We start from the raw sequence: 24,166 nt of genomic DNA, 5'->3' as shown, positions 1-24,166 counted from the left end.
TTTCTCCTGTTAGTGGGCGACGGCCGCAGCGCCGTGTTCGTCGATCAACGCACCGTTGTGGAAACGGTCGATGGAGAAAGGTGCCGCCAACGGGTGCATTTCACCCTTGGCCAGGCTGGCGGCAAACACGTTGCCTGAGCCTGGGGTGGCCTTGAAGCCACCGGTGCCCCAACCGCAGTTGAAGAACATGTTGGGTACCGGCGTCTTGGAGATGATCGGGCACGCATCCGGCGTGGTGTCGACGATGCCGCCCCACTGACGGTTCATGCGCACACGGGACAGCACCGGGAACATCTCGACGATGGCCTGGATGGTGTGTTCGATCACCGGGTACGAGCCACGCTGGCCGTAGCCGTTGTAGCCGTCGATACCGGCGCCGATCACCAGGTCGCCCTTGTCGGACTGGCTGATGTAGCCGTGCACGGCGTTGGACATGATCACGCTGTCGATAATCGGCTTGATCGGCTCCGACACCAACGCTTGCAGCGGGTGGGATTCGATCGGCAGGCGGAAGCCCGCCAGCGAAGCCATGTGCCCGGAGTTACCGGCCGTGACCACACCGACGCGCTTGGCGCCGATGAAGCCCTTGTTGGTTTCCACGCCGATGCACACGCCGTTTTCCTTGCGGAAGCCGATCACTTCGGTCTGCTGGATCAGGTCCACGCCCAGCGCGTCAGCCGCACGGGCAAAGCCCCAGGCCACGGCATCGTGACGGGCCACGCCGCCGCGACGTTGCACGGTGGCGCCGAGTACCGGGTAACGGGTGTTCTTGGAGCAGTCGAGGTACGGGATCTCGTCGGCCACTTGTTTGGCGTTGAGCAGTTCGCCGTCCACGCCGTTGAGGCGGTTGGCACTCACGCGGCGCTCGGAATCGCGGATGTCTTGCAGGGTGTGGCACAGGTTGTACACGCCACGCTGGGAGAACATCACGTTGTAGTTCAGGTCCTGGGACAGGCCTTCCCACAGTTTCATCGCGTGTTCGTACAGGTGCGCCGACTCGTCCCACAGGTAGTTGGAGCGCACGATGGTGGTGTTGCGCGCGGTGTTACCGCCGCCCAGCCAGCCTTTCTCGACCACGGCCACGTTGGTGATGCCGTGTTCTTTGGCCAGGTAGTAAGCGGTCGCCAGACCATGCCCGCCGCCGCCGACGATGACCACGTCGTAGACCTTCTTAGGTGTGGGCGTGCGCCACATCTTCTGCCAGTTTTCGTGGTGGCTGAGTGAGTGCTTGAAGAGGCCGAAGCCCGAGTAGCGTTGCATAGTCATTACTCCAAAACCGCGCTCAGCGATAAACCGGGAAATCAGCGCACAGGGCAGACACGTGCTTGGCCACGTTGGCCTCGACATCGGCGTCGCCGAGGTTGTCGAGGATGTCGCAGATCCAGCCGGCCAGTTCGATGCACTGCGGCACTTTGAAACCACGCGTGGTCACCGCCGGGGTGCCGATGCGCAGGCCCGAGGTCACGAACGGCGACTGCGGGTCATTCGGCACGGCGTTCTTGTTGACGGTGATGTGGGCGCGGCCTAGGGCGGCATCCGCCTCTTTGCCGGTCAGGCCCTGACGGATCAGGCTGACCAGGAACAGGTGGTTGTCGGTGCCGCCGGACACCACGTCATATCCACGCTTGATAAACACGCTGGCCATGGCCTGGGCGTTATCGATCACTTGCTGCTGATAGGCCTTGAAGCCAGGTTCCAGCGCTTCCTTGAAGCACACGGCCTTGCCGGCGATGACGTGCATCAGCGGGCCGCCCTGGGCGCCCGGGAACACGGCAGCGTTGAGTTTCTTTTCAATCTCTTCGTTGGCCTTGGCCAGGATCAAGCCGCCCCGTGGACCGCGCAGGGTCTTGTGGGTGGTGGTGGTGACCACATCGGCATACGGCAGCGGGTTCGGGTACAGGCCAGCGGCAACCAGGCCGGCGACGTGGGCCATGTCGACGAACAGCAGCGCGCCGACCTTGTCGGCGATCTGACGGAAGCGTGGGAAATCCAGGGTCTTGGAGTAGGCAGAGAAACCGGCCACGATCATTTTTGGCTGGTGTTCCACCGCTAGGCGCTCGACTTCGTCGTAGTCGATCAAGCCGGTGTCGGTGTTGATGCCGTATTGCACCGCGTTGTACAGCTTGCCCGAAGACGACACTTTGGCGCCGTGGGTCAGGTGACCGCCGTGGGCCAGGCTCATGCCCAGGATGGTGTCGCCGGCGTTGATCAGGGCCAGATACACGGCGCTGTTGGCCGAAGAGCCGGAGTGCGGCTGCACGTTGGCGTAATCGGCGCCGAACAGTTGCTTGGCGCGCTCGATGGCCAGGGCTTCGACCTTGTCCACGTGCTCGCAGCCACCGTAGTAGCGCTTGCCCGGGTAGCCTTCGGCGTATTTGTTGGTGAGGCCGCTGCCTTGCGCTTCCATCACACGTTTGCTGGTGTAGTTCTCTGACGCGATCAGCTCGATATGATCTTCCTGACGCTGTTCTTCGGCATTCATGGCCGCGAGCAGTGCGTCGTCATATCCCTGGATCTGGTCTTTTTTGCTGAACATCGCGTCTCTCCCAGCCTTTCGTATTGTTGAGGCCCTCGCAGGGCCCTTTGATGCGATGGTAGGGCTGGTGCAGACAGGTCAAATGCCTACGCACGCCACGCAAAGGTGCGTTTACGACATTAGATGAGCGACACGAAACAAATGTGGGAGCGGGCTTGCTCGCGAATGCGGCGGGTCAGCCAATACATGGGTTAACTGACCCACCGCATTCACGAGCAAGCCCGCTCCCACAGGGGGTTAGGCGATGATCTGGCGGACGAGTAACAGCAGCAGGAAATGCAGGGGATAGAGGGCATAAGCCCAACGCCGCATGGCCGGTGGCGAGACGTTTTTGGCACGTCGCAACAAGGCCAGGCCGGCCAATGGCGCAATCAGGCACGCGGCCAATCCCAACTTCGCCACCAGCGTGTCGCTATTGAGCAGAATTTGCCATTGGTTGGCGGCCATGCAGACCACACCCGGCAACAGGCTGAAATACCACGGGCGACGGAACACCAGCAGCACCCCCAACGGCAACAACACGCCGAAAAAACCGAACATCAGCTGCGTGGAAAAAACCGCCGCAATGGTGACGGCAATCAGCGCCAATCCTCGATCAAAAAGCGCCTTCTGCTGCCATCCTCGGGCAACCAGCAAGCCCAACGCCAAAGTCGGCAACACGTTCAACGTATCGGCATCATCGATAAACAGGCGGTACGGCACTTCGCTGATCACGCTGAACAGCAGCAGCCACCCCAGGTAGCGCCACTGGCCGGTCACGGGTGCATTTCGTGCGCGGTGCAGATTCGCTGCAATGGCCAGGCAAAACCACGGGAACGCCAGGCGCCCCGGCACGTACAGGCCATCCAGGCTCAAGCCGACATACCGCAGGTGGTCCAGCACCATGCACAGCAGCGCCAGCCACTTGAGCAGATCCAAAGCGCCATCCCGGACGCGTCCGACAGGAATCGTTTCAGTACCGTGCATAATTCCCCAGTGACTTTGCATTTACAGCGCGTGCGCACCCGCGACAATCTTGGTTACAGTGCGCACCAACATCGACCACAGGAATGGGCCATGACCGACAAGAGCCAACAATTTGCCAGCGACAACTATTCCGGCATCTGCCCGGAAGCCTGGGCCGCCATGGAACAAGCCAACCAGGGCCATCAGCGCGCCTATGGCGACGATGAATGGACCCACCGCGCGGCCGACGGTTTCCGCAACCTGTTTGAAACCGACTGCGAAGTGTTCTTCGCCTTCAACGGCACCGCCGCCAACTCCCTGGCGTTGTCGTCCTTGTGCCAGAGCTACCATAGCGTGATTTGCTCGGAAACCGCCCACGTCGAAACCGACGAATGCGGCGCGCCGGAGTTTTTCTCCAACGGTTCCAAGCTGCTCACCGCCCGTACCGAAAACGGCAAGCTGACGCCGGAGTCGATCCGCGAGATCGCCCTCAAGCGCCAGGACATCCACTACCCGAAACCCCGCGTGGTCACCCTGACCCAGGCCACCGAAGTGGGCAGCGTGTACACCCCGGATGAAATCCGCGCCATCAGCGTCACCTGCAAAGAGCTGGGCCTGAACCTGCACATGGACGGCGCGCGCTTCTCCAACGCCTGCGCATTCCTCGGCTGCTCGCCAGCGGACCTGACCTGGAAAGCCGGGGTAGACGTGCTGTGCTTTGGCGGCACCAAGAACGGCATGGCCGTGGGCGAAGCGATCCTGTTCTTCAACCACAAGCTGGCTGAAGACTTCGATTACCGTTGCAAACAGGCGGGCCAGCTGGCCTCGAAAATGCGCTTCCTCTCAGCCCCATGGGTGGGCTTGCTGGAAAACGACGCCTGGCTCAAACACGCGCGCCACGCCAACCTTTGCGCGCAGCTGCTGAGCAGCCTGGTGGCGGACATCCCCGGCGTGGAATTGATGTTCCCGGTGCAGGCCAACGGCGTGTTCCTGCAGCTGTCGGAACCGGCCATCGCCGCACTGACGGCCAAGGGCTGGCGCTTCTACACCTTCATCGGCAAAGGTGGCGCACGGTTCATGTGTGCGTGGGATACCGAGGAAGAGCGTGTAAGAGAACTGGCGGCGGATATTCGGGAAGTGATGGGGGCCTGATACTGGCGCAGTGCCGAGTCTGTTATTTGATATTTCTGACAGCATCACGCTGCATTTTCATTGTCTAGCCTCTTGGAACCCGGAAGGAAAACGCCGCTGCAGCGGCTCTCCTTTCGGGTACGACAACCTGCCGAATGACCGGCCGGAAATGGACATCCAACAGAGAGCTAAACCATGGAATATCAGAGCATCGGCAACACCCTCGAAAGCGACGGCAGCGTCAGCACCACCGTCATTGACTGGGATGAGTTCCGCAAGTACGCAAAAGTGGGCGACACCATCCGCGAGCCATCAAGGACATTGCGGATCTACGATAAAGCCTATGAATTGACAGCATCAGGCCAGCACTTCGTCGTCCACATCTACGCCCAGTAACCCCTAATGTGGGAGCGGGCTTGCTCGCGAATATGGAGTGTCAGTCACCAGATAAGCGACTGACACACTGCTTTCGCGAGCAAGCCCGCTCCCACACACGCCGGCTCCTACAGGGGGCGGTGCTAGCCTTCAGAATTCGATACGCACGTCGCCTTTCGGCACGCTGCAGCACGACAGGATGTAACCCTCGGCTTCGTCTTCCTCGGTGATCCCGCCGTTGTGGTCCATCTCGACTTCGCCACCCAGTTTCATCACCTTGCACGTGCCGCAGATGCCCATGCCGCAGGCTTTTGGAATCAACAGGCCAAGCTTGGCCGCGGCCGCATGCACGGTTTCGCCCGGGGCCACGCGAATGCTCTTGCCCGAGGCAATGAATTCCACCTGGTGCAGGTCCGCCAGGTCGATTTCCGGCGCGTCGGCGGCTTGTTCGGCCTGTTCGACCGCATCGGCACGGGCTTCCGGTGGCGTGGCACCGAAGGATTCCTCGTGATAACGCGTCATGTCGAACCCGGCCACTTCCAGCAGGCGCTTCACCGCATTCATGTAGGGCGTAGGCCCGCAGCAGAACACTTCGCGCTCCAGGAAGTCCGGCACCATCAGTTCGAGCATCTTGTGGTTCAGGTAACCACGATAACCGGCCCACGGCTCACCCAACCCGTGTTTCTCACAGATCAGGTGCAGGCTGAAGTTGTCGATCCGCGACGCCATGTGCTCCAGCTCGCGGTGATAGATGATGTCTTTGGGCGAGCGGGCGCTGTGGATAAACGTCATGTCGACATTCGCGTTGGTGTCGTAGAACCAACGCGCCATGGACATCACCGGGGTGATGCCCACGCCGCCGCTGAGGTACAGCACTTTCGGGCTTGGGAAGTCGATGGCATTGAACAGGCCCACCGGCCCGTGCACCGCCAGCTCCTGACCTTCATGAAGCGTGTCATGCAGCCAGTTGGACACCTTGCCACCCGGTACGCGCTTGATGGTCACCGAGAAGCTGTAAGGCACCGACGGTGAGCTGGAAATGGTGTAGGAGCGCATGATCGGCTGGCCTTCGATTTCCAGCTCCAGGGTGACGAACTGCCCCGGCTTGAAAAAGAACAGGATCGGCTGGTCGGCCATGAAGCAGAAGGTGCGCACGTCCCAGGTTTCCTGGATGACTTTGACGCAACGGACAATGTGCCGACCATTGGCCCAGGTCTGGGTGGTTACCGGATTCAGGAAATTATTGGACATGTTGTTCTCCACCGCCGACATCGGCCTTATGGTGGCGATTCTGCGTAACGCCAGAACCACCCATTTACCTATCTGCGACATTCACATACTTATCGCGACCAGCCCCCAACGACCTAGGGTTGCGCGTCGGGAACAGATTGGGCCATGTCGCCCATGGATAAGGTTCAGCCCATCGGCGGCCCCACACTCGCTCCCAACAACGACGCTTTCTTTACGCCTTGCTGCAAACCTGATTAGCCACTTATCTCGGCCACACAGAATGGCCATGAGGACCTACACGATGGACGTCACCGCAACCTTAAGCTTGGGCGATCCGCTGGAACCCGCACGCAAGGCCACCGCGCAAATGCTGCAAGAACGCGAGCGCACCTTTTCGCTGCCACAGCCGTTCTACTCTGATGAGCGGTTGTTTGATATCGACATGCAGGAGATCTTCCAGAAGGAGTGGTTGATCGCCGGCATGACCTGCGAGATCCCCACCAAAGGCAACTACCTGACCCTGCAAGTGGGCAAGAACCCGATCATCGTGATCCGTGGCGCCGAAGGCGTGGTGCATGCGTTCCACAACGTCTGCCGCCACCGTGGTTCGCGCTTGTGCACCAGCGACAAGGGCAAGGTCGCCAAACTCGTGTGCCACTACCACCAGTGGACCTACGAGCTGGACGGTCGCCTGCTGTTCGCCGGCACCGAGATGGGCGCCGACTTCGACATGAAGCAATACGGCCTGAAGCCGGTGAACGTGAAGACCGCAGGCGGCTACATCTTCATCAGCCTGTCGGAGAACCCGCCGGCCATCGATGACTTCCTGTCGACGCTCACCCACTACATGGAACCGTACGACATGGAAAACACCAAGGTGGCGGTGCAAACCACCTTGATGGAAAAGGCCAACTGGAAGCTAGTGCTGGAAAACAACCGCGAGTGCTACCACTGCAACGCGTCGCACCCCGAACTGCTGAAAACCCTGCTGGAATGGGACGACGTCACCGACCCGCGTGCCGACCAGGCCTTCAAGGACCACGTAGCCGCCTCCGCCGCTGCCTGGGATGCCGAGAAGATCCCTTACGCCCACGCCAGCTTCGGCCTGCGCAACCGTATCGTGCGCATGCCGCTGCTCAAGGGCACTGTGTCGATGACCATGGACGGCAAGCAAGGCTGCGCCAAGCTGATGGGGCGCATCAAGAACCCGGACCTGGGCTCGATGCGCATCCTGCACCTGCCGCACTCCTGGAACCACTGCATGGGCGACCACATCATCGTGTTCACCGTGTGGCCGATCAGCGCCCAGGAAACCATGGTCACCACCAAGTGGATCGTGCACAAGGACGCGGTGGAAGGTGTGGACTACGACCCGGCGCGCATGCGCGAAGTGTGGGACGCCACCAACGACCAGGACCGCCGCCTGGCCGAAGAGAACCAGCGTGGCATCAACTCCACCGCCTACCAGCCTGGCCCGTACTCCAAGACCTATGAGTTCGGCGTGGTGAACTTCGTGGACTGGTACAGCGAGCGCATGCTGAGCAACCTGGGGGCGGCGCCAGCGCCTTACCTCAAGGGTGTGGCAGTACACGAATAACAGAGCCCACAAAGACCACTGTGGGAGCTGGCTTGCCTGCGATAGCGGCGGTGAATTCACTGCAGTCATCGCAGCGGTGCGACGATTCGACAAGCCAGCTCCCACATTTGCATCTGCACAGTGTTCAACATTTGATCAACCCTCTTGAAACCCTTTAACGCCCGGCCCTCCAGCCGTTACCCAACAACTTATCCACAAAGCCACCCACAGCAATTGTGGGCAACTGTGCTATTCACCTGAATTTAATTGAAGAAAATCCGTGACTTATTCAAGTCATGGGGTTTCAGCATGCATTGCTCACTTATTGATCAAACACCTACAAGCCACGTAGGTAGAGGCCTGTAGCGGTACGCAAACACCTTATCCACAGACCCACCAACAGAGATTGGGTGTAACTTCAAAAACGTTGTGGAAAACCCCATCAAACCGTCATGAGCCGTGGGTTTTCACGGTTTCACAGTCAAATTGGTCGTTTTTTGCCCAAGCCTGTGTAAGCCACGTTTTATAAGGCTCTCAGCCGATAGCGAACATCTTATCCACAGAAGCGCCAACAGACTTTGGGGGCAAGTCTGTGTGTAAACGCCGTTGCGCACAGGGAAAAACCCAGAAAAAACCGCCAGTTAGCCTGGTTGTTTTTCGTACAGAGGACTACAGGGCTTGATTTGCAAGGGGTGTGGACAGCCGCGAACAGGTTATCCACAGACGGGTCAACAGGGATTGTGGGTAAGCCCATTGTAGAGCCGGCTTGCCGGCTCCTACAGGGGTTTGGGGGGGGTGTGGTTAGCGTACGACGCCTTCTTCAACGAGCAGCTTGAGGATGGCTTCGGCGCCCGCTTCCGGGCTAAGGCCTTTGAGCACTTGCCCGCCGCCGCCACTGGCCTTGGCGGTCGCGGCTTTCATCCGATCGGCACCGCTCTTGGCCTTGATCACCTTAAGACGCTTTGGCCGAGGTTTAGCCGGTTGCAGCACGGCGCCTGTGAATAACTCGTCCTCTTCCACCTCGACCTCGTGGGCTGCCAGCTCACCCCGTTGCGCAGGGCCGTAGGCACTTTGCCGAGGCTTGGGCGCGGCGTTATCCACCGTGGCCAGGAACGGCAAGCGCACCTTCAGACGGCGCCGCTGGCCGCGTGGCAAGGCTTGCAGCACATGAGCCACGCCACCGTCGATGGACTCCACTTGCGCCAGCCCGACGATCAACGGCCAGCCCAATTGTTCGGCGAGCAGGAATGGCAGCATGCCCGAGCCTTCGCCGGTTTCCGCCTGGCTGCCGGCGAGTACCACCTGGGCACCTGCCTCGCGCAGGTAGTCGCTGAGCACCGGCAAGGCATCGCTGCCTGCCGGTTGTTCCAGCACCTGCAGTTGGGGCAACCCCATGCCCAGGTAGCTGCGCAGGGTCGGCTCGTTGATGTTGCCGGCATGCAGCACCTGCAACTTATCCCCAGCCATTTGCAGGCCCAGTTCGACGGCGCGCGCGTCCTGCTCGGCACGGCGCGGGCGCCCGGAAGTCGGGTGGGCGCCGATGGACACAAGGCTGATTACATTCGTGGTCATGGCCAACTCCTTAAGCTGCGTCGCGCTTGGCGCCGTTGCGGTAAGCCTCGACCGCTGCGATCAAGGCGTGCAGGATCGCGGCGCTTTCGCCGATCACCGACAGGTCGGCACGCTTGATCATGTCGCAGCCAGGGTCCAGGTTGATCGCCACCACCTTGTCGCAGGCACCGATGCCCTGCAGGTGCTGGATCGCCCCGGAAATCCCCACCGCCACATACACCCGCGCCGTAACCCAGGTGCCACTGGCGCCGACCTGGCGATCACGCGCCATGAAGCCGTCGTCCACCGCCACCCGCGAAGCGCCTTCGGTAGCGCCCAGTGCAGCGGCGGTCTGGTGGAACAACGCCCAGTCCTTCACGCCGTTGCCGCCAGAGAAAATGAATTCCGCCTCGGCCATGGGAATCGCCGCCGGGTCCACCGCCACTGCGCCGAGGTCTTCAATACGCGGCAGGCTGCGGGCCAGGGGTGTGGATAACTCCACGGGCAAGGCTTCGTGCCGGGTTTCGCTGACCGGATCGGCGCACTCGGCGGCCGCCAGGATCAGGCGCGGCAGAGGGCGGGCCAAGTCTTCCTGGCCGGCACCGGCACGGCCGATGCACTCGTTACCCTTGATCTGCCAGACACGCGTGGCCGGGCGTTCCTGGAGGCTGGCGGCAAAGCGCCGTCCCAACTCACCGCCACCGCTGCGGCTGTCGGGCAGCAGCCAGTGACGCGGGTTGAATTGGTTATCCACAGCCCGCAGGCCCTGGACACGTTGTTCCGGTGAATAACCGTCGAATGCGTGACCTTCTAACACCAGCAGGCGGTCGACACCGGCCGCCGCGAAGGCCGTCTCCTTGTGCTCGCCAAACACCACCGCCAGCACCGCGCCGTCGCTGCCGGCCAACTGCCGCGCCAGGCCGAGCAAGTCGCGGTCGTGGCTGCTCAGGCGGCCGCCGACCATGTCCGGCACCACGTTGATGTAGAACGCAGGCGCTGGCACCTGGTGCAACGGCAACTGCACTTCCACCGCCGCCGTGCGCTTGGCCGCGCCGCCCTGCTGGGCGCCGCTGCGGTCGATGCGCTTGATGCCGTTGGGGCCGATAAAACCGACGCCATGTACATGCTTGCGGATGACGCCGTTGGGCCCCATCCAGCTGTGTTGCACCGGCTGCATCGCCGCATGCAGCGGGTGCAAGCGGTTGCGGGCAATCCATTCGGCCCGGGGGTCGCGGCGGATAATGTCGCTCATCAGTGCACCTCCGCAGGTTCACGCTTTAAAGGAGCTTTTGCCGGTGCGGCGTCTTCGAGCAATGCATCAGCAACAAGCTCGGCAATATCTTTGATCAGTGGGCGCGGTTCGACCACACCCTCAAGCATCGCCGTGCACTGTGGACAACCCACGGCCACCAGCTCGGCACCGGTTTCGCGGATGTCTTCCATGCGCATGTCCGGGATACGTTGCTTGCCGGGAATATCAGTGATCGGCGCCCCGCCACCGCCGCCGCAGCAGCGTGAACGGAAGCCCGAGCGCTGCATCTCCTTGACCTCGATACCCAGCGCCCGCAGCACTTGGCGCGGTGCCTCGTATTCGCCGTTGTAGCGGCCCAGGTAGCACGGGTCGTGATAGGTCACGCTACTGCCCTTGTGCTGGCCCAAGTTCAACGCGCCCTCGCCGATCAGCTCGGCCATGAAGGTGCTGTGGTGCTGCACGAGGTAGTTGCCGTTGAAGGCGCCGTACTCGTTTTTCAGCACGTGGAAACTGTGGGGATCGCAGGTGACGATGCGCTTGAAGCAGTACTTTTCCAGCGTCTGGATATTGCGCGTGGCCAGCAACTGGAACGTTGCTTCATCGCCCAGCCGGCGAGCCACGTCACCGCTGTCGCGCTCTTCCAGGCCGAGTACGGCAAAGTCGACATTGGCCGCTTTCAGCACTTTGACGAACGCACGCAAGGTGCGCTGGTTACGCATGTCGAAAGCGCCGTCGCCGACCCAGAACAGCACGTCGGTGGTGCCTTTTTCGCTGAGCAAAGGCAGGTTCAAATCCGCCGCCCAGTTCAGCCGCCCGCCCGGTGCAAAACCGCCGGGGTTGTCGGTGGCGATCAGGTTTTCCAGGACTTCGGCGCCCTTATTCGGGGTCGCGCCCTTTTCCAGGGTGAGGTGGCGGCGCATGTCGACGATGGCGTCCACGTGCTCGATCATCATCGGGCACTCTTCCACGCAAGCGCGGCAGGTGGTGCAGGACCACAGGGTCTCGGCATCCACCAGGCCGTTGACGATCGGCTGGTGCGGGTTGCCAGCATGTTCGCCAATGGCTTTGCCCGGGTAAGGGCTGCCGGCAAACTTGGCATCGGTACCACCGGCCAGGCCGACCACCATGTCCTGGATAAGTTTTTTCGGGTTCAGCGGTTGGCCGGCAGCGAACGCTGGGCACGCGGCTTCGCATTTACCGCACTGCACGCAGGCGTCAAAACCGAGCAGTTGGTTCCAAGTGAAATCCTTGGGTTTTTCCACGCCTAGGGGCGCGGTTTTATCGCTGAGGTCCAGCGGTTTCAAACCGGTGGAACGGCCACCGCCGAAGCGCTCGGCACGGCGGTGCCAGGCCAGGTGCAGTGCGCCGGCGAAGGCGTGCTTCATCGGGCCGCCCCAGGTCATGCCGAAGAACATTTCGGACACGCCCCACAGCACGCCCACACCGAGCAATGCCGCGAGCAACCAGCCGCCGAAGTCCGCCGGCAGAATCCCGGCCACCGGCAAGGTGACCAGGAAGAAGCTTACCGAGAACGCCATGAGGCTCTTCGGCAAGCGCATCCACGGGCCTTTGGACAGGCGTGACGGCGGATTGCGACGGCGCAGGTACACGAACGTGGCACCGACAAACATCAGCACCGAGGCCAACAGCAAGGCATAACCGAGGATGCGGTTATGCAGGCCGAAGCCATGCACCAGAATGGCGAGCAGCGCCGACAGCACAAAGCCCAACGCCGTGGCGACGTGGGTGTTGGCGATGTATTTGTCGCGGGCGACCACGTGGTGCAGGTCGACCATGTAGCGCTTGGGCATGGCCAATAGACCGCCCAGCAAGTCGACCTTGGACGCGCGGCCACGGCGCCACATGTTCACCCGGCGCAGGGCGCCGAGGACGGCAAGGCCCAGGGCGGCGAACAGCAGGATGGGAAGAAGGGTGTTCAGCATGGTGAAGCTCCCACATTTGACCGAGTTCACCTCGTCAGAAATCCTTGCACAAGCGCAGGGCGTCATAGATCGCAGCGTGGGTATTGCGCTGCGCCACACAGTCACCGATGCGGAACAGCAAGTACCCGTCACCCGCCTCGCTCAAGCACGGCTGCGGCTTGATCGCGAACAGCGCTTCGACGTCGATCTGGCCCTTGTTGCGCGAGCCTTCCTTGAGTGCGTAGTAGATGGCTTCGTCCGGGCGCACGCCGTTCTCGACGACCACCTGGTCCACCACCCGCTCCTCTTTGGCGCCGGTGTATTCGTTCTCCAGCACCGCCACCAGCTTGTCGCCTTCGCGGTAGACCTTTTCCAGCATCATGTCGCCGGTCATGATCACTTCTTTGGGGTACATGCTGCGGTAATAGGTGGGGAACGACGTACCGCCAATGGCCACGCCCGGCTTGATGTCGTCGGTGACGATCTCGACCTGGCTGCCTTTGTCGGCCAGGAAGTCGGCCACCGACATGCCGGTGAATTCGCAGATGGTGTCGTACACCAGCACGTTCTTGCCCGGCGCGACTTTGCCGTCGAGCACGTCCCAACTGCTGACGACCAAGCCTTCAGCCGCGCCCCAGTGCTCGTTCTGCTCGACGTTCGGAGTGCCACCGACCGCCAGCACCACCACGTCCGGACGCAAGTCCAGGATGGTATCGGCATCGGCCGCCACGCCCAGGCGCAGGTCGACTTTCAAGCGAGCCAGTTCCAGCTGGAACCAGCGCGTGATACCGGCGATCTGGTCACGCTGCGGCGCCTTGGACGCCGTGGTGATCTGCCCTCCGATAAATTCTTTTTTCTCGAACAGGGTCACATCGTGGCCACGCTCGGCGGCAACGCGCGCAGCTTCCATCCCGGCAGGGCCGGCCCCCACCACCACGACTTTGCGTTTTGGCCCGGTGGATTTTTCGATGATGTGCGGCACCCCCATGTATTCACGGGAGGTCGCGGCGTTCTGGATGCACAGCACATCCAGCCCTTGGTACTGGCGGTCGATGCAGTAGTTGGCGCCGACGCACTGTTTGATCTGGTCGATCTGGCCCATCTTGATCTTGGCGATCAGGTGCGGGTCGGCGATGTGTGCACGGGTCATACCGACCATGTCCACATAACCGCCTTCCAGAATCCGCGTGGCCTGGTTCGGGTCCTTGATGTTCTGCGCGTGCAGCACCGGCACCTTGACCACTTCCTTGATACCGGCCGCCAAGTGCAGGAATGGCTCCGGTGGATAACTCATGTTCGGGATCACGTTGGCCAGGGTGTTGTGCGTGTCACACCCCGAACCCACCACGCCGATGAAATCGAGCATGCCGGTGTCGTCGTAGTACTTGGCGATCTGCTTCATGTCCTCGTGGGACAAGCCGTCCGGGTGGAATTCGTCACCGCACAGGCGCATGCCCACGCAGAAGTCATCGCCCACTTCGGCGCGTACGGCCTTGAGCACTTCCAGGCCGAACTTCATGCGGCCTTCAAAGGTGCCACCCCATTCATCGGTACGCTTGTTGACCCGCGGGCTCCAGAACTGGTCGATCATGTGCTGGTGCACGGCGGACAGTTCCACGCCATCCAGGCCACCGGCCTTGGCACGGCGTGCAGCCTGGGCGTAGTTGCCGATCACGCGCCAGATTTCTTCTGGCTCGATGGTTTTGCACGTGGCACGGTGCACCGGCTCACGCACGCCAGACGGTGACATCAGCGTCGGCCAGTTGAAGCCGTCCCAACGCGAGCGACGGCCCATGTGGGTAATCTGGATCATGATCTTGGCGCCATGCTTGTGCATGGCGTCGGCGAGGTTCTGGAAGTGCGGGATGATGCGATCGGTGGACAAGTTCACCGAACTCCACCATTCCTGCGGGCTGTCGATGGCCACCACCGAGGAGCCGCCACAGATCGCCAGGCCGATGCCGCCCTTGGCTTTCTCTTCGTAGTACTTCACATAGCGGTCAGTGGTCATCCCGCCGTCGGTGGCATACACCTCGGCGTGGGCAGTGCTGAGTACGCGGTTGCGAATAGTCAGTTTGCCGATCTGGATCGGCTGGAACATTGCTTCGAAAGCCATGGCACGGTCCTCGGCTTACAACGGCTTGACGGTGAACAGGCCGTCATCGTGGCCCTCTTCGGAGCCTCCGTAGACTTGCTCTGCGACAGTGCGGATCTGGCTACCGCGCGCTTGAAGAATCTGGTCCATGGCGCCGGCAAACCAGCCGGTGAACATGTAGTCGACTTTGCGCCCGACCTTGCCGTACACGTAGACGAACGCCGAGTGTTCCAGCTTGACGCTGGCGGTGCCTTTGTCCAGGTCGATGTCCTGGATCTTGAACAGGCCCCAGCCGCGTTGCGACAGGCGCTTCATGTAGTGCTCGAACACCGCAACGCCTTCCAGGCCGTGGCATTCAGCTTCTTTCTCGCACCAGTGCCAGGCGGACTTGTAGCCGGCCTTGTAGAGGATTTCGGCATAAGCCTCGGCGCCCAGCACTTCTTCGATACCGATGTGGTTGTTGACGAAGAAATGGCGCGGCACGTACAGCATCGGCAGGGCGTCGGAGGTCCAGACACCGGTTTCGCTGTCGACTTCGATAGGCAATTGCGGGGCGATCTTGGCCATGGAAACTTAACTCCAGAAAATTCGTTTGGATGCCCGCTGCGCGGAAGGCAGCGGGTTAAGGATTAGGAGAGCGGTGGCTTATTCGCCCCAGACGTCTTTCAAGACGTTGACCCAGTTCTCGCCCATGATCTTGCGCACCACACGCTCGCTGTGACCGCGCTTGAGCAGGGTCTCGGTGAGGTTGGGGAACTCGCCCACGGTGCGGATGCCCAGCGGGTTGATGATCTTGCCGAAGCTGGTCAGGCGGCGGGCGTAGCCCTTGTCATGGGTCAGCATTTCGAAGAAATCCTGGCCATGGCCCTGGGTGAAGTCGGTGCCGATGCCGATGGCGTTTTCGCCGACGATGTTCATGGTGTATTCGATGGCTTCGGCGTAGTCGTCGATGGTCGAATCGATGCCCTTGGCCAGGAACGGCGCAAACATGGTCACGCCGACAAAACCGCCGTGGTCGGCGATGAACTTGAGTTCTTCATCGGACTTGTTGCGCGGGTGCTCTTTAAGCCCGGACGGCAGGCAGTGGGAGTAGCACACCGGTTTCTTGGATTCGAGGATGACTTCTTCGGACGTTTTGGAGCCCACGTGGGACAGGTCGCACATGATGCCGACACGGTTCATCTCGCCGACGACCTCACGGCCAAAGCCCGACAGGCCGCCGTCACGCTCGTAGCAGCCGGTGCCGACCAGGTTCTGGGTGTTGTAGCACATCTGCACCACCCCCACGCCGAGCTGCTTGAAGATCTCGACATAGCCCAGTTGGTCTTCGAAGGCATGGGCGTTCTGGAAGCCGAAGATGATGCCGGTCTTGCCCAGTTCCTTGGCGCGACGGATGTCTGCGGTGGTTTTCACCGGGATCACCAGGTCGCTGTTTTCACGGATCAGGGTCTGGCTGGCCACGATGTTATTGATGGTGGCCTGGAACCCTTCCCACACCGACACAGTGCAGTTGGCGGCGGTAAGGCCGCCTTTGCGCATGTCCTCGAACAGGTCGCGGTTCCACTTGGCAATAATCAGCCCGTCGATAACGATGCTGTCGGCGTGCAATTCGGCTGGGCTCATCAGGCGTCCCCTTATTGGCGATTCATGCGCCGAATCGTCTGCCGGCGCTTTGGGGCCAGCATATGCCCAGGGGCCGACAGAGCCGGGTGCAAAAACGACAGGGGAATTGCCGAAAGCGTCAATCCACGACAAAGGCTGCTATGACACGTCTGACTGGCAGCTGTTATTTGTCTTACGCTTGGGCCAGAATTCCGCATCACCTGATATGAGACGGCGCAATGAAATCGATTTTCCTGGCTTTGGCACTCATCGCAACCACCGCACACGCGGCTGAAGACACCGACAACACGCCGTGCGATGGCATCGAAAACGACAAGCAAACCCTGGAATGCGCCACCTACAACAAAACCACCGCCGAGCAATTGCTCAAGGACAACTACCAGGGCCTGCTCGAACGCATGGGTTCGACCTACGGCAGCAACAAGTCGCAGCTCGCCGACATTACCGCTCGTCTGAAGGATGCCCAGCAGAAGTGGGAAAAACTGCGTGACGCCGATTGCGCCGTGGACACCTTCCCGGCGGTGAACGGCACCAAGGCATACGCGATCCAGCAGAACGACTGCCTGGCGCGGATGAGTGATGAGCGATCGGAATTTTTGGAGTCGATCGGGCAGGAATAAGCGACAATCCCCGCCACTTTCTCTCTGAAACAAGGCGACTCATGAAGACTTGCGGCATCGAAATCAAAGGCAGCGAAGCCATCATCGCTGTCGCTTCCCTGGACAACGGGGCGCTGGCCCACGTCGCCCTGGCCACCAAGAAAATCGCTCTGGAAGACGACGATGAAGCGGCCAACGTCAAAGCCTTCGCCGCTCAAGTGAAGGCGTTTGTGCAGGACAACGCCATCGAGCGTATCGCCATCAAGAAGCGCAGCAAGAAAGGCGAATTTGCCGGGGGCCCGACCACGTTCAAGATTGAAGGGGTGTTTCAGCTGCTCGACGGTGTGGAGGTGACGCTGCTGTCGCCGCAGACCATTAATGCGCAGAATAAGAAGCACAACTTCGAGTTGCCGGCAACGCTGAACAAGTACCAGCACGAAGCCTACAAAGCGGCATGCTCGGCCCTGCTGAAAAAATAAGCCACGCCGCCTATCCACTGTGGGAGCTGGCTTGCCTACGATAGCGGTACATCCGTTGACATCTATCGCGCTGACCCACCGCCATCGCAGGCAAGCCTGCTCCCACATTTGATTTGAGTTGCCCCTTAGTCAGGTGTACGGCGCTTGTGCTTCAGCCAATCTCCAAACGTCTTGTCCTCCAGGGCATACCCGCCCCGGCTCGATTTCCACACCAGTTCTTTGTCACGCAGGGCATCGATGCAGGCCTGAATCGTCTGGGTGCCCGGCACTACGTCGCTGCCCATCTCTTCCAGCGCCTTGCTGACTGCCGCCAGGGTGCTGTCGGTAAACGGCGCGAACGATTCGTTGTTTTGCGAACGCTCCACCATCACGTCCAGCACGGCACGTTGGGGAATAGTGAGATTGTTCCAGGCGCTTTCAAATTCGGTCCACACGCCCGCGCGCAGTAACTCGGCGCGGCTGTGCAGCAGTTGGCCCAGGTTGCTGGCCTCGCCCAGCTCCAGCGCCACTTCACCGATGATGGTGCGCAACATCTCTGGACGCCGGCCCACCAACTCAAAGGCCTCATCGATATCGGCCGCGTTGAATTGGTTGGTCTTGGCCAGATTTGCGTTGAGGTGCGCGGTGTAAGCCTGGGTGAACGCTTTGCCCAACAGTGGAAACGGCGTGATGCTGGAGCCGAAGAACGGCTGACTTTTACCCAATACCAAGTGGGCCAGCTTGTCGCGGTTGGAACCGGTGAACACCAGGTGCAAACCACTGCCGTCCTCGTCTCTACCTTGGTTTAGCTGGTCCCGGGCGGCCTTCAGCGCGAACATCGCATTGATGCCTGAATCGCTGGTCAGCGCGTGCTGCGCCTCATCAATCACCAGCACGACGGGTTTTTCCGCAGCGTGGTGCAGCAGCTCCAGCGCCTGGGTCAATGTTGCGCCAACAGGCAATTGCGGTTTGCTGAAGTCCCAGGACAGTGTCCGCAGAAAGCTCAGTTTTTCGATGCCAATGTTCTTGGCCAGCTTGCGGATGCCCTTTTCATAGGGCACCAGCGCGGCGGCAATTGCGCTGGCAATCAACTCTGCTGGATCTTTCTCTTTGTCCGCCCACAGGTCGACATACACGGCCAGCCAGCCTCGAAACTGGCACTCCGGGATCAGGTCTTCACGTAGAAAGGTACTTTTGCCTGTTCGGCGCGGTGCGGCGAGAAACAGGCCAGAGGTGAAATCCTGAATGCCAGCCCCCACCAGGCCGTCGGCAATGCTGCTAGCCAGGGCGGGGCGGCGGAATACAAAGCCGGTGTGCTTGGACATGGTTTTATACTCAATTATTCAAAGAACTATAAATTATAGTCATGAGTATAATTGACTATAATTGCCCGTCAAACCACCTCCCGTCGCCGATCCTCCCTCGGGCACTTGGCAAACCGCGCCCGGTAGCTGCGGGTGAAATACGACGGCGACTCAAACCCGCAGGCAATACTCACTTCCAGCACGCTCATGTCGCTCTGGCGCAAGAGCTGCCGGGCTTTTTCCAGGCGCAGGCCGAGGTAGAAGTTGCTGGGGGTATCGTTCAAATGCAGACGAAACAGGCGCTCCAGCTGGCGGCGGGTCACTTTGATCGCTTCCGCCAGGGCCAGGGTGCTCAAGGGCGGCTCAGTGTGCTGCTCCATCTCACCAATCACCTGCACCAGCTTTTTGTTGTTGATGCCATAGCGTGTGGCGATCTGCATGCGCTGGTGGTCTTTGCGCGGGCGGATGCGGCCGAGCACGAACTGTTCGGACACCTGGATCGCCAGTTCCGGGCCATGGGCCTGGGCGATCAGGTCGAGCATCAGGTCGATGGAGGCCGTCCCGCCGGCGCAGGTGATGCGGCGGCGGTCGATCTCGAACAGTTCCTGGGTCACGGTGAGCTGTGGATAAGATTCCTTGAAGGCGTCGATGGCTTCCCAATGCAGGGTCAGGCGGTGGCCGTCCAGCAAGCCCGCTTCGGCGAGCACGCAAGCGCCGGTGTCGATGGCGCCCAGGGTCACGCCGTCGTGATCGAGGCGGCGCAGCCAGTGTTCCAGGGCGGGTGTGGCGAACTGCAACGGTTCGAAGCCTGCCACGACTAACAACGTCGCGCCCTTTTTCAGCGGCTCCAGCGCAGCGTCGGCGTTGACCGACATGCCATTGCTCGCCAGCACCGCGCCACCGTCGGCACTCAGCACATGCCAGCGGTACAGCTCGCCACGAAAGCGGTTGGCCACCCGCAGCGGTTCCAGCGCAGAGATAAAGCCAATGGCCGAGAAACCCGGCATCAGCAAAAAGTAGAAATCCTGGGACATGGTGGCGCTCTCGTAGGACGGGCAGCGTGGCACTGTGATACTCCCGTTCTCGGGTGGATTCAAGGGGGCAGGTCGCTGCAGTGCAAGAGCTGGTCGCCGCCGTGCGTTTTGTCGCCCCCAAAGCTACGTAACTTGGCATCACGGCGCACAAAGACGCCGGACCCCACAATAACGACCTGCCGAGGGATCCACCATGAACCGACTGATCAGCCGCTGCGTGCTCGCACTCAGCGCCAGCGCCATCTTGAGCACCAACGTACTGGCCGCCGACGCGGCGTCCTGCCAGAACGTGCGCATGGGCGTGGTGAACTGGACCGACGTAATCGCCACCAGCGCCATGACCCAAGTGTTGCTCGACGGCCTCGGCTACAAGACCAAACAGACCAGTGCCTCCCAGCAAATCATCTTCGCCGGCATCCGCGACCAACGCCTGGACCTGTTCCTGGGCTACTGGAACCCGCTGATGACCCAGACCATCACGCCGTTCGTCGACGCCAAGCAGGTCAAGGTCCTCGACAAGCCGAGCCTGGAAGACGCGCGCGCCACCCTGGCCGTGCCGACTTACCTGGCCGACAAGGGTTTGAAGACCTTCGCCGACATCGCCAAGTTCGAAAAAGAACTGGGCGGCAAGATCTACGGCATCGAACCAGGCTCGGGCGCCAACACCCAGATCAAGGCGATGATCGCCAAGAACCAGTTCGGCCTGGGCAAGTTCCAGCTGGTGGAGTCCAGCGAAGCCGGCATGCTCGCCGCCGTCGACCGCGCCGTGCGCCGTAAGGAAGCCGTGGTGTTCTTCGGCTGGGCGCCGCACCCGATGAACGTCAACGTCGCCATGACCTACCTCACCGGTAGCGACGACGCCCTGGGCCCGAACGAAGGCATGGCCACGGTATGGAGCGTGACGTCGCCGACCTACGCCGAACAGTGCCCCAACGTGCACAAACTGCTGACCAACCTCACCTTCACCGCCGCCGACGAGAGCCGGATGATGCAGCCGTTGCTGGACCACAAGGACGCCATCGAGTCCGCCAAGCAGTGGCTCAAGGATCACCCGCAAGACCAGGCCCGCTGGCTGGAAGGCGTGACCACCTTCGACGGCAAGCCGGCCGCCGCCAACCTGCAATTGACCAGCAAATAACCTGATTCGAATCACCGTTTCGCAGCCGCTCCTGGCTGCGAACGGCACCACTACGCCCGCCTGTAAGGAACCGCCTCATGAACCACGACGTCATCATCACCTGCGCACTCACCGGTGCTGGCGACACGACCAGCAAAAGCCCACACGTGCCGGTCACTCCCAAACAAATCGCCGCCGCGGCGGTAGAAGCCGCCAAGGCCGGCGCCACGGTTGTGCACTGCCATGTGCGTGACCCGCAAACCGGCAAGTTCAGCCGCGACGTGGCCCTGTACCGCGAAGTGATGGAGCGCATCCGCGAGGCCGACATCGACATCATCGTCAACCTCACCGCCGGCATGGGCGGCGACCTGGAGATCGGCGGCGGCGAGAACCCGATGGAGTTCGGCCCCAACACCGACCTGGTCGGCCCATTGACCCGCCTGGCCCATGTGGAAGAGCTGCTGCCGGAAATCTGCACCCTGGACTGCGGCACCCTGAACTTCGGTGATGGCGACACCATTTACGTCTCCACCCCTGCGCAACTGCGGGCCGGCGCCAAACGCATCCAGGAGCTGGGTGTGAAGGCCGAGCTGGAAATCTTCGACACCGGGCACCTGTGGTTCGCCAAGCAGATGATCAAAGAAGGCCTGCTGGACGACCCGCTGTTCCAACTGTGCCTGGGCATCCCATGGGGCGCACCGGCCGACACCACCACCATGAAGGCCATGGTCGACAACTTGCCGGCCAACGCCGTGTGGGCAGGCTTCGGCATCGGCCGCATGCAAATGCCGATGGCCGCGCAAGCGGTGCTGCTGGGCGGCAACGTGCGGGTCGGCCTGGAAGACAACCTGTGGCTGGACAAGGGTGTGCTCGCCACCAACGGCCAGCTGGTGGAACGCGCCAGTGAAATCCTCAGCCGCCTGGGCGCACGGGTCATGACCCCGGCCGAAGGGCGCGTGAAGATGGGCCTGACCAAACGCGGCTGATACCTGTCACAACCGAATCGAAATGTGGGAGCGGGCTTGCTCGCGAATGCGGTGAATCAGTCGATACATTGGATGACTGACACTGCGCATTCGCGAGCAAGCCCGCTCCCACATTGGGTTTTTGGTGTGTTTGTCAGAGCGGGTAGTTTTTCAGTTCCCGGGCAATCACCATCCGCTGAATCTCGCTGGTCCCTTCGTAAATCTGCGTGATCCGCGCATCCCGGTAGTAACGCTCAACCGGGTAATCCTCCAGGTACCCATACCCGCCGTGAATCTGCATGGCCGAGGAGCAGACCTTTTCGGCCATTTCCGAGGCAAACAATTTGGCCTGGGACGCTTCCGACAGGCACGGCTTGCCGGCGCTGCGCAGGCGCGCAGCATGCAGGATCAGCAGGCGTGCGGCATTGAGCCGGGTCTGCATATCGGCCAGCAGGTTGGCAATGCTCTGATGCTCAATGATCGCCTGGTTGAATTGCACACGGTCGCGGGCGTAGGCCAACGCAGCTTCGAAGGCGGCACGGGCGATCCCCAGGGCTTGGGCGGCAATGCCAATGCGACCGCCTTCCAAGTTGGACAGGGCGATGGCCAGGCCTTTGCCACGCTCGCCCAGCAGGTTGGCTTCGGGCACGGTGCACTGGTTGAGGGTGACGGCGCAGGTGTCTGACGCCCGAATACCCATTTTGTGTTCCGTTCGGTCGACCACAAAGCCCGGCGTATCCGTTGGCACCAGGAACGCCGAGATGCCTTTCTTGCCCAGATCCGGGTCGGTGACCGCAAACACGATGGCCAGCTTGGCGCGCTTGCCGTTGCTGACAAATTGCTTGGCGCCGTTGATCACCCATTGGCCGTCGCGCAGTTCGGCGCGGGTGCGCAGGTTGTGGGCTTCGGAGCCGGCCTGGGGTTCGGTGAGGCAGAAGCAGCCAATCGCCTGGCCACTGGCGAGGTCAGCCAGCCAGGTCTGTTTCTGCTCGGTGGTGCCGTAGTTGAGGATCGGCCCGCAACCCACTGAATTATGGATACTCATCAGGGCACCCGTAGCACCATCGCCGGCTGAAATCTCTTCCACCGCCAGGGCATACGCCACGTAGTCGACATAGGTGCCGCCCCATTCCTCGGGAACCACCATGCCCAGCAGGCCCAGCTCGCCCATCTTGGCAACCAGCCCATCGTCGATCCAGCCGGCTTTTTCCCAGGCTTGGGCGTGGGGGGCAATTTCGCCACGGGCAAAGTCGCGCGCCATGTCGCGAATCATCACTTGTTCTTCTGTGTATTCAATGTCTTGCATGTCTTATTGAACCTTTTGCGCGAAGTCGTGAAAGAAGCTCTCGACGTGGGTGGCGTCCAGCCCGTGCAACGTGGGCGGGTTCCAGCGCGGGGTTTTGTCCTTGTCGATGATCAGGGCGCGAACGCCTTCGATCAGGTCGCCGCGCTCGAACCACTGGCGATCCAGGTGCAGTTCCAGGGCGAAGCACTGTTCCAGCGGCAGACGGCGGCCACGGCGGAGCATTTCCAGGGTCACGGCCATGGCCAGCGGGGAACGGGTTTGCATCAGGTCGGCAGTGGCCAGCGCCCATTCGTGGCTGTCGGCAACGGTGACGGCACGCAGTTGCTCGACGATGCTCGGCACGTCCGGCAACGCGAAGAAGTGGTCGATGACGGGGCGCAGGGCGGCGAGGGGCGCGTCCGGCAGTTGTTGCACGGCGAGCTTGGCGAGTACGCCTTGCAAGTCCTTGAGGGGAGAGTCGTGCCACTGCAGGCGGTCGAGTTTCTGGTCAAGCTCGGCGAGTTTGGTGCTGTCGAGAAACCAATCGGCCAACCCGCAATACAGGGCGTCTGCGGCACGAATCTGCACGCCGGTCACGCCGAGGTAAATGCCCAGTTCACCCGGGATACGCGGCAGGAAGTAACTGCCGCCCACGTCAGGGAAGTAACCGATGGCGACTTCCGGCATCGCCAGGCGGCTGCGTTCGGTCACCACCCGCAGGTCGGCACCTTGCACCAGGCCCATGCCGCCGCCGAGGACAAAGCCATCCATCAGGGCCAGCACGGGTTTGCGGTAATGATGGATAGCCAGGTCGAGGGCGTACTCCTCGACGAAGAAGTCTTGGTGCAGGGTGTCGCCACCTTTGAAACTGTCGTACAGGGAGCGGATGTCGCCCCCGGCACAGAAGGCTTTTTCGCCGGCACCGCGCAGGACCACGGCGTACACCTGCGGGTCATCGGCCCAGGCCTGCAGCTGCCGCGTCAGGCTGCGCACCATGTCCAGGGTAATGGCGTTCAAGCCCGCCGGGCGGTTGAGGGTGAGGTGGCCGATATGGTTGCGAACGTCGGCCAGTACCTCGTCTTGAAGAATGTCGGCGCGGCTTGCTTCGGATGAAACCTGAGCAGTCATCTCTAACTCCCTGCTTTTATTGTTCTTTATCAAGATGTTC

General features: G+C 61.4%; 21 protein-coding genes. 7 read left to right on the top strand and 14 right to left on the bottom strand.

Annotation, left to right across the window (positions count from 1 at the left end):
* Positions 1–9 precede the first annotated feature (9 nt).
* The 3 genes from HX803_RS09640 to HX803_RS09630 all read right to left on the bottom strand — a co-directional run bounded on the left by HX803_RS09640 (position 10) and on the right by HX803_RS09630 (position 3,502).
* Entirely contained in the window at positions 10–1,260 is a 1,251-nt protein-coding gene (locus HX803_RS09640; protein WP_010207084.1) for a sarcosine oxidase subunit beta, read from the bottom strand.
* Positions 1,261–1,282: 22 nt separating this feature from the next.
* The gene (glyA, locus tag HX803_RS09635; RefSeq protein ID WP_178920189.1) at positions 1,283–2,536 is read right to left on the bottom strand and encodes a serine hydroxymethyltransferase; all 1,254 of its coding nucleotides are present in this window, start codon (positions 2,534–2,536) and stop codon (positions 1,283–1,285) included.
* Between the two features lie 237 nt (positions 2,537–2,773).
* Positions 2,774–3,502 (bottom strand): TraX family protein, encoded by a 729-nt coding sequence (locus tag HX803_RS09630; RefSeq protein WP_178920188.1) that lies wholly within the window; start codon positions 3,500–3,502, stop codon positions 2,774–2,776.
* Positions 3,503–3,592: 90 nt separating this feature from the next.
* On the opposite strand from HX803_RS09630, the gene HX803_RS09625 reads away from it, so the two are divergent.
* Both HX803_RS09625 and HX803_RS09620 read left to right on the top strand, forming a co-directional pair.
* Positions 3,593–4,633: a low specificity L-threonine aldolase gene (locus HX803_RS09625; protein ID WP_178920187.1), complete on the top strand. Its 1,041-nt coding sequence runs from the start codon at positions 3,593–3,595 to the stop codon at positions 4,631–4,633.
* A gap of 174 nt (positions 4,634–4,807) precedes the next feature.
* Positions 4,808–5,008 carry a hypothetical protein gene (locus HX803_RS09620; protein ID WP_178920186.1) on the top strand — a complete coding sequence of 67 codons (201 nt, stop codon included), beginning with the start codon at positions 4,808–4,810 and terminating at the stop codon, positions 5,006–5,008.
* Between the two features lie 129 nt (positions 5,009–5,137).
* Here HX803_RS09620 and gbcB read toward each other — a convergent pair whose 3' ends face one another.
* Positions 5,138–6,238 (bottom strand): glycine-betaine demethylase subunit GbcB, encoded by a 1,101-nt coding sequence (gene gbcB / locus HX803_RS09615; RefSeq protein WP_028618224.1) that lies wholly within the window; start codon positions 6,236–6,238, stop codon positions 5,138–5,140.
* A gap of 280 nt (positions 6,239–6,518) precedes the next feature.
* Between gbcB and gbcA the strand changes: the two genes are divergently transcribed.
* A complete protein-coding gene (gene gbcA / locus HX803_RS09610) occupies positions 6,519–7,814 on the top strand; it encodes a glycine-betaine demethylase subunit GbcA (protein ID WP_016972861.1) in 1,296 nt (431 codons plus the stop codon).
* A 780-nt stretch (positions 7,815–8,594) separates the two neighbouring features.
* Here the strand turns inward: gbcA and HX803_RS09605 are convergent.
* The 6 genes from HX803_RS09605 to HX803_RS09580 all read right to left on the bottom strand — a co-directional run bounded on the left by HX803_RS09605 (position 8,595) and on the right by HX803_RS09580 (position 16,236).
* The gene (locus tag HX803_RS09605; protein WP_176996675.1) at positions 8,595–9,365 is read right to left on the bottom strand and encodes an electron transfer flavoprotein subunit beta; all 771 of its coding nucleotides are present in this window, start codon (positions 9,363–9,365) and stop codon (positions 8,595–8,597) included.
* A 10-nt stretch (positions 9,366–9,375) separates the two neighbouring features.
* On the bottom strand, positions 9,376–10,596 hold the full coding sequence (locus tag HX803_RS09600) for an electron transfer flavoprotein subunit alpha/FixB family protein (RefSeq protein ID WP_178920185.1): 1,221 nt from the start codon (positions 10,594–10,596) through the stop codon (positions 9,376–9,378).
* Positions 10,596–12,539, bottom strand: a complete 1,944-nt coding sequence (gene dgcB / locus HX803_RS09595) for a dimethylglycine demethylation protein DgcB (protein WP_178920184.1) — start codon at positions 12,537–12,539, stop codon at positions 10,596–10,598. The genes HX803_RS09600 and dgcB overlap by 1 nt, the downstream gene beginning before the upstream one ends.
* A 34-nt stretch (positions 12,540–12,573) precedes the next feature.
* Positions 12,574–14,634: a dimethylglycine demethylation protein DgcA gene (gene dgcA / locus HX803_RS09590; RefSeq protein ID WP_017256151.1), complete on the bottom strand. Its 2,061-nt coding sequence runs from the start codon at positions 14,632–14,634 to the stop codon at positions 12,574–12,576.
* A gap of 15 nt (positions 14,635–14,649) precedes the next feature.
* A complete protein-coding gene (locus HX803_RS09585) occupies positions 14,650–15,180 on the bottom strand; it encodes a DUF5943 domain-containing protein (RefSeq protein WP_178920183.1) in 531 nt (176 codons plus the stop codon).
* A gap of 78 nt (positions 15,181–15,258) precedes the next feature.
* Positions 15,259–16,236: a dipeptidase gene (locus tag HX803_RS09580; RefSeq protein WP_178920182.1), complete on the bottom strand. Its 978-nt coding sequence runs from the start codon at positions 16,234–16,236 to the stop codon at positions 15,259–15,261.
* A 218-nt stretch (positions 16,237–16,454) separates the two neighbouring features.
* Here HX803_RS09580 and HX803_RS09575 point away from each other — a divergent pair, with 218 nt between their 5' ends.
* Entirely contained in the window at positions 16,455–16,856 is a 402-nt protein-coding gene (locus HX803_RS09575) for a lysozyme inhibitor LprI family protein (protein ID WP_178920181.1), read from the top strand.
* A 41-nt stretch (positions 16,857–16,897) separates the two neighbouring features.
* Positions 16,898–17,314 carry a DUF3010 family protein gene (locus HX803_RS09570; protein WP_178920180.1) on the top strand — a complete coding sequence of 139 codons (417 nt, stop codon included), beginning with the start codon at positions 16,898–16,900 and terminating at the stop codon, positions 17,312–17,314.
* Between the two features lie 125 nt (positions 17,315–17,439).
* On the opposite strand, the gene HX803_RS09565 is transcribed toward HX803_RS09570, so the two are convergent.
* A complete protein-coding gene (locus HX803_RS09565) occupies positions 17,440–18,618 on the bottom strand; it encodes an AAA family ATPase (protein WP_178920179.1) in 1,179 nt (392 codons plus the stop codon).
* 68 nt (positions 18,619–18,686) lie between these two features.
* Positions 18,687–19,631, bottom strand: coding sequence for a GlxA family transcriptional regulator (locus HX803_RS09560; protein ID WP_016977789.1), 945 nt, complete (start codon positions 19,629–19,631; stop codon positions 18,687–18,689).
* A 193-nt stretch (positions 19,632–19,824) separates the two neighbouring features.
* Between HX803_RS09560 and HX803_RS09555 the strand changes: the two genes are divergently transcribed.
* A complete protein-coding gene (locus tag HX803_RS09555) occupies positions 19,825–20,769 on the top strand; it encodes a choline ABC transporter substrate-binding protein (RefSeq protein ID WP_178920178.1) in 945 nt (314 codons plus the stop codon).
* Positions 20,770–20,846: 77 nt separating this feature from the next.
* Positions 20,847–21,734 carry a 3-keto-5-aminohexanoate cleavage protein gene (locus HX803_RS09550; RefSeq protein WP_176996685.1) on the top strand — a complete coding sequence of 296 codons (888 nt, stop codon included), beginning with the start codon at positions 20,847–20,849 and terminating at the stop codon, positions 21,732–21,734.
* Positions 21,735–21,867: 133 nt separating this feature from the next.
* On the opposite strand, the gene HX803_RS09545 is transcribed toward HX803_RS09550, so the two are convergent.
* Positions 21,868–23,019 carry an acyl-CoA dehydrogenase family protein gene (locus tag HX803_RS09545; protein WP_178920177.1) on the bottom strand — a complete coding sequence of 384 codons (1,152 nt, stop codon included), beginning with the start codon at positions 23,017–23,019 and terminating at the stop codon, positions 21,868–21,870.
* A 3-nt stretch (positions 23,020–23,022) separates the two neighbouring features.
* Positions 23,023–24,126 carry an enoyl-CoA hydratase/isomerase family protein gene (locus HX803_RS09540; protein ID WP_178920176.1) on the bottom strand — a complete coding sequence of 368 codons (1,104 nt, stop codon included), beginning with the start codon at positions 24,124–24,126 and terminating at the stop codon, positions 23,023–23,025.
* Between the last annotated feature and the right edge of the window lie 40 nt (positions 24,127–24,166).

This window comes from Pseudomonas sp. P7548 (genome assembly GCF_013386585.1).
In the GTDB taxonomy this organism is placed as follows: Bacteria; Pseudomonadota; Gammaproteobacteria; order Pseudomonadales; family Pseudomonadaceae; genus Aquipseudomonas.
Note: the sequence above shows the minus strand (reverse complement) of the source record. Positions and strands in the feature narration are given on the sequence as shown.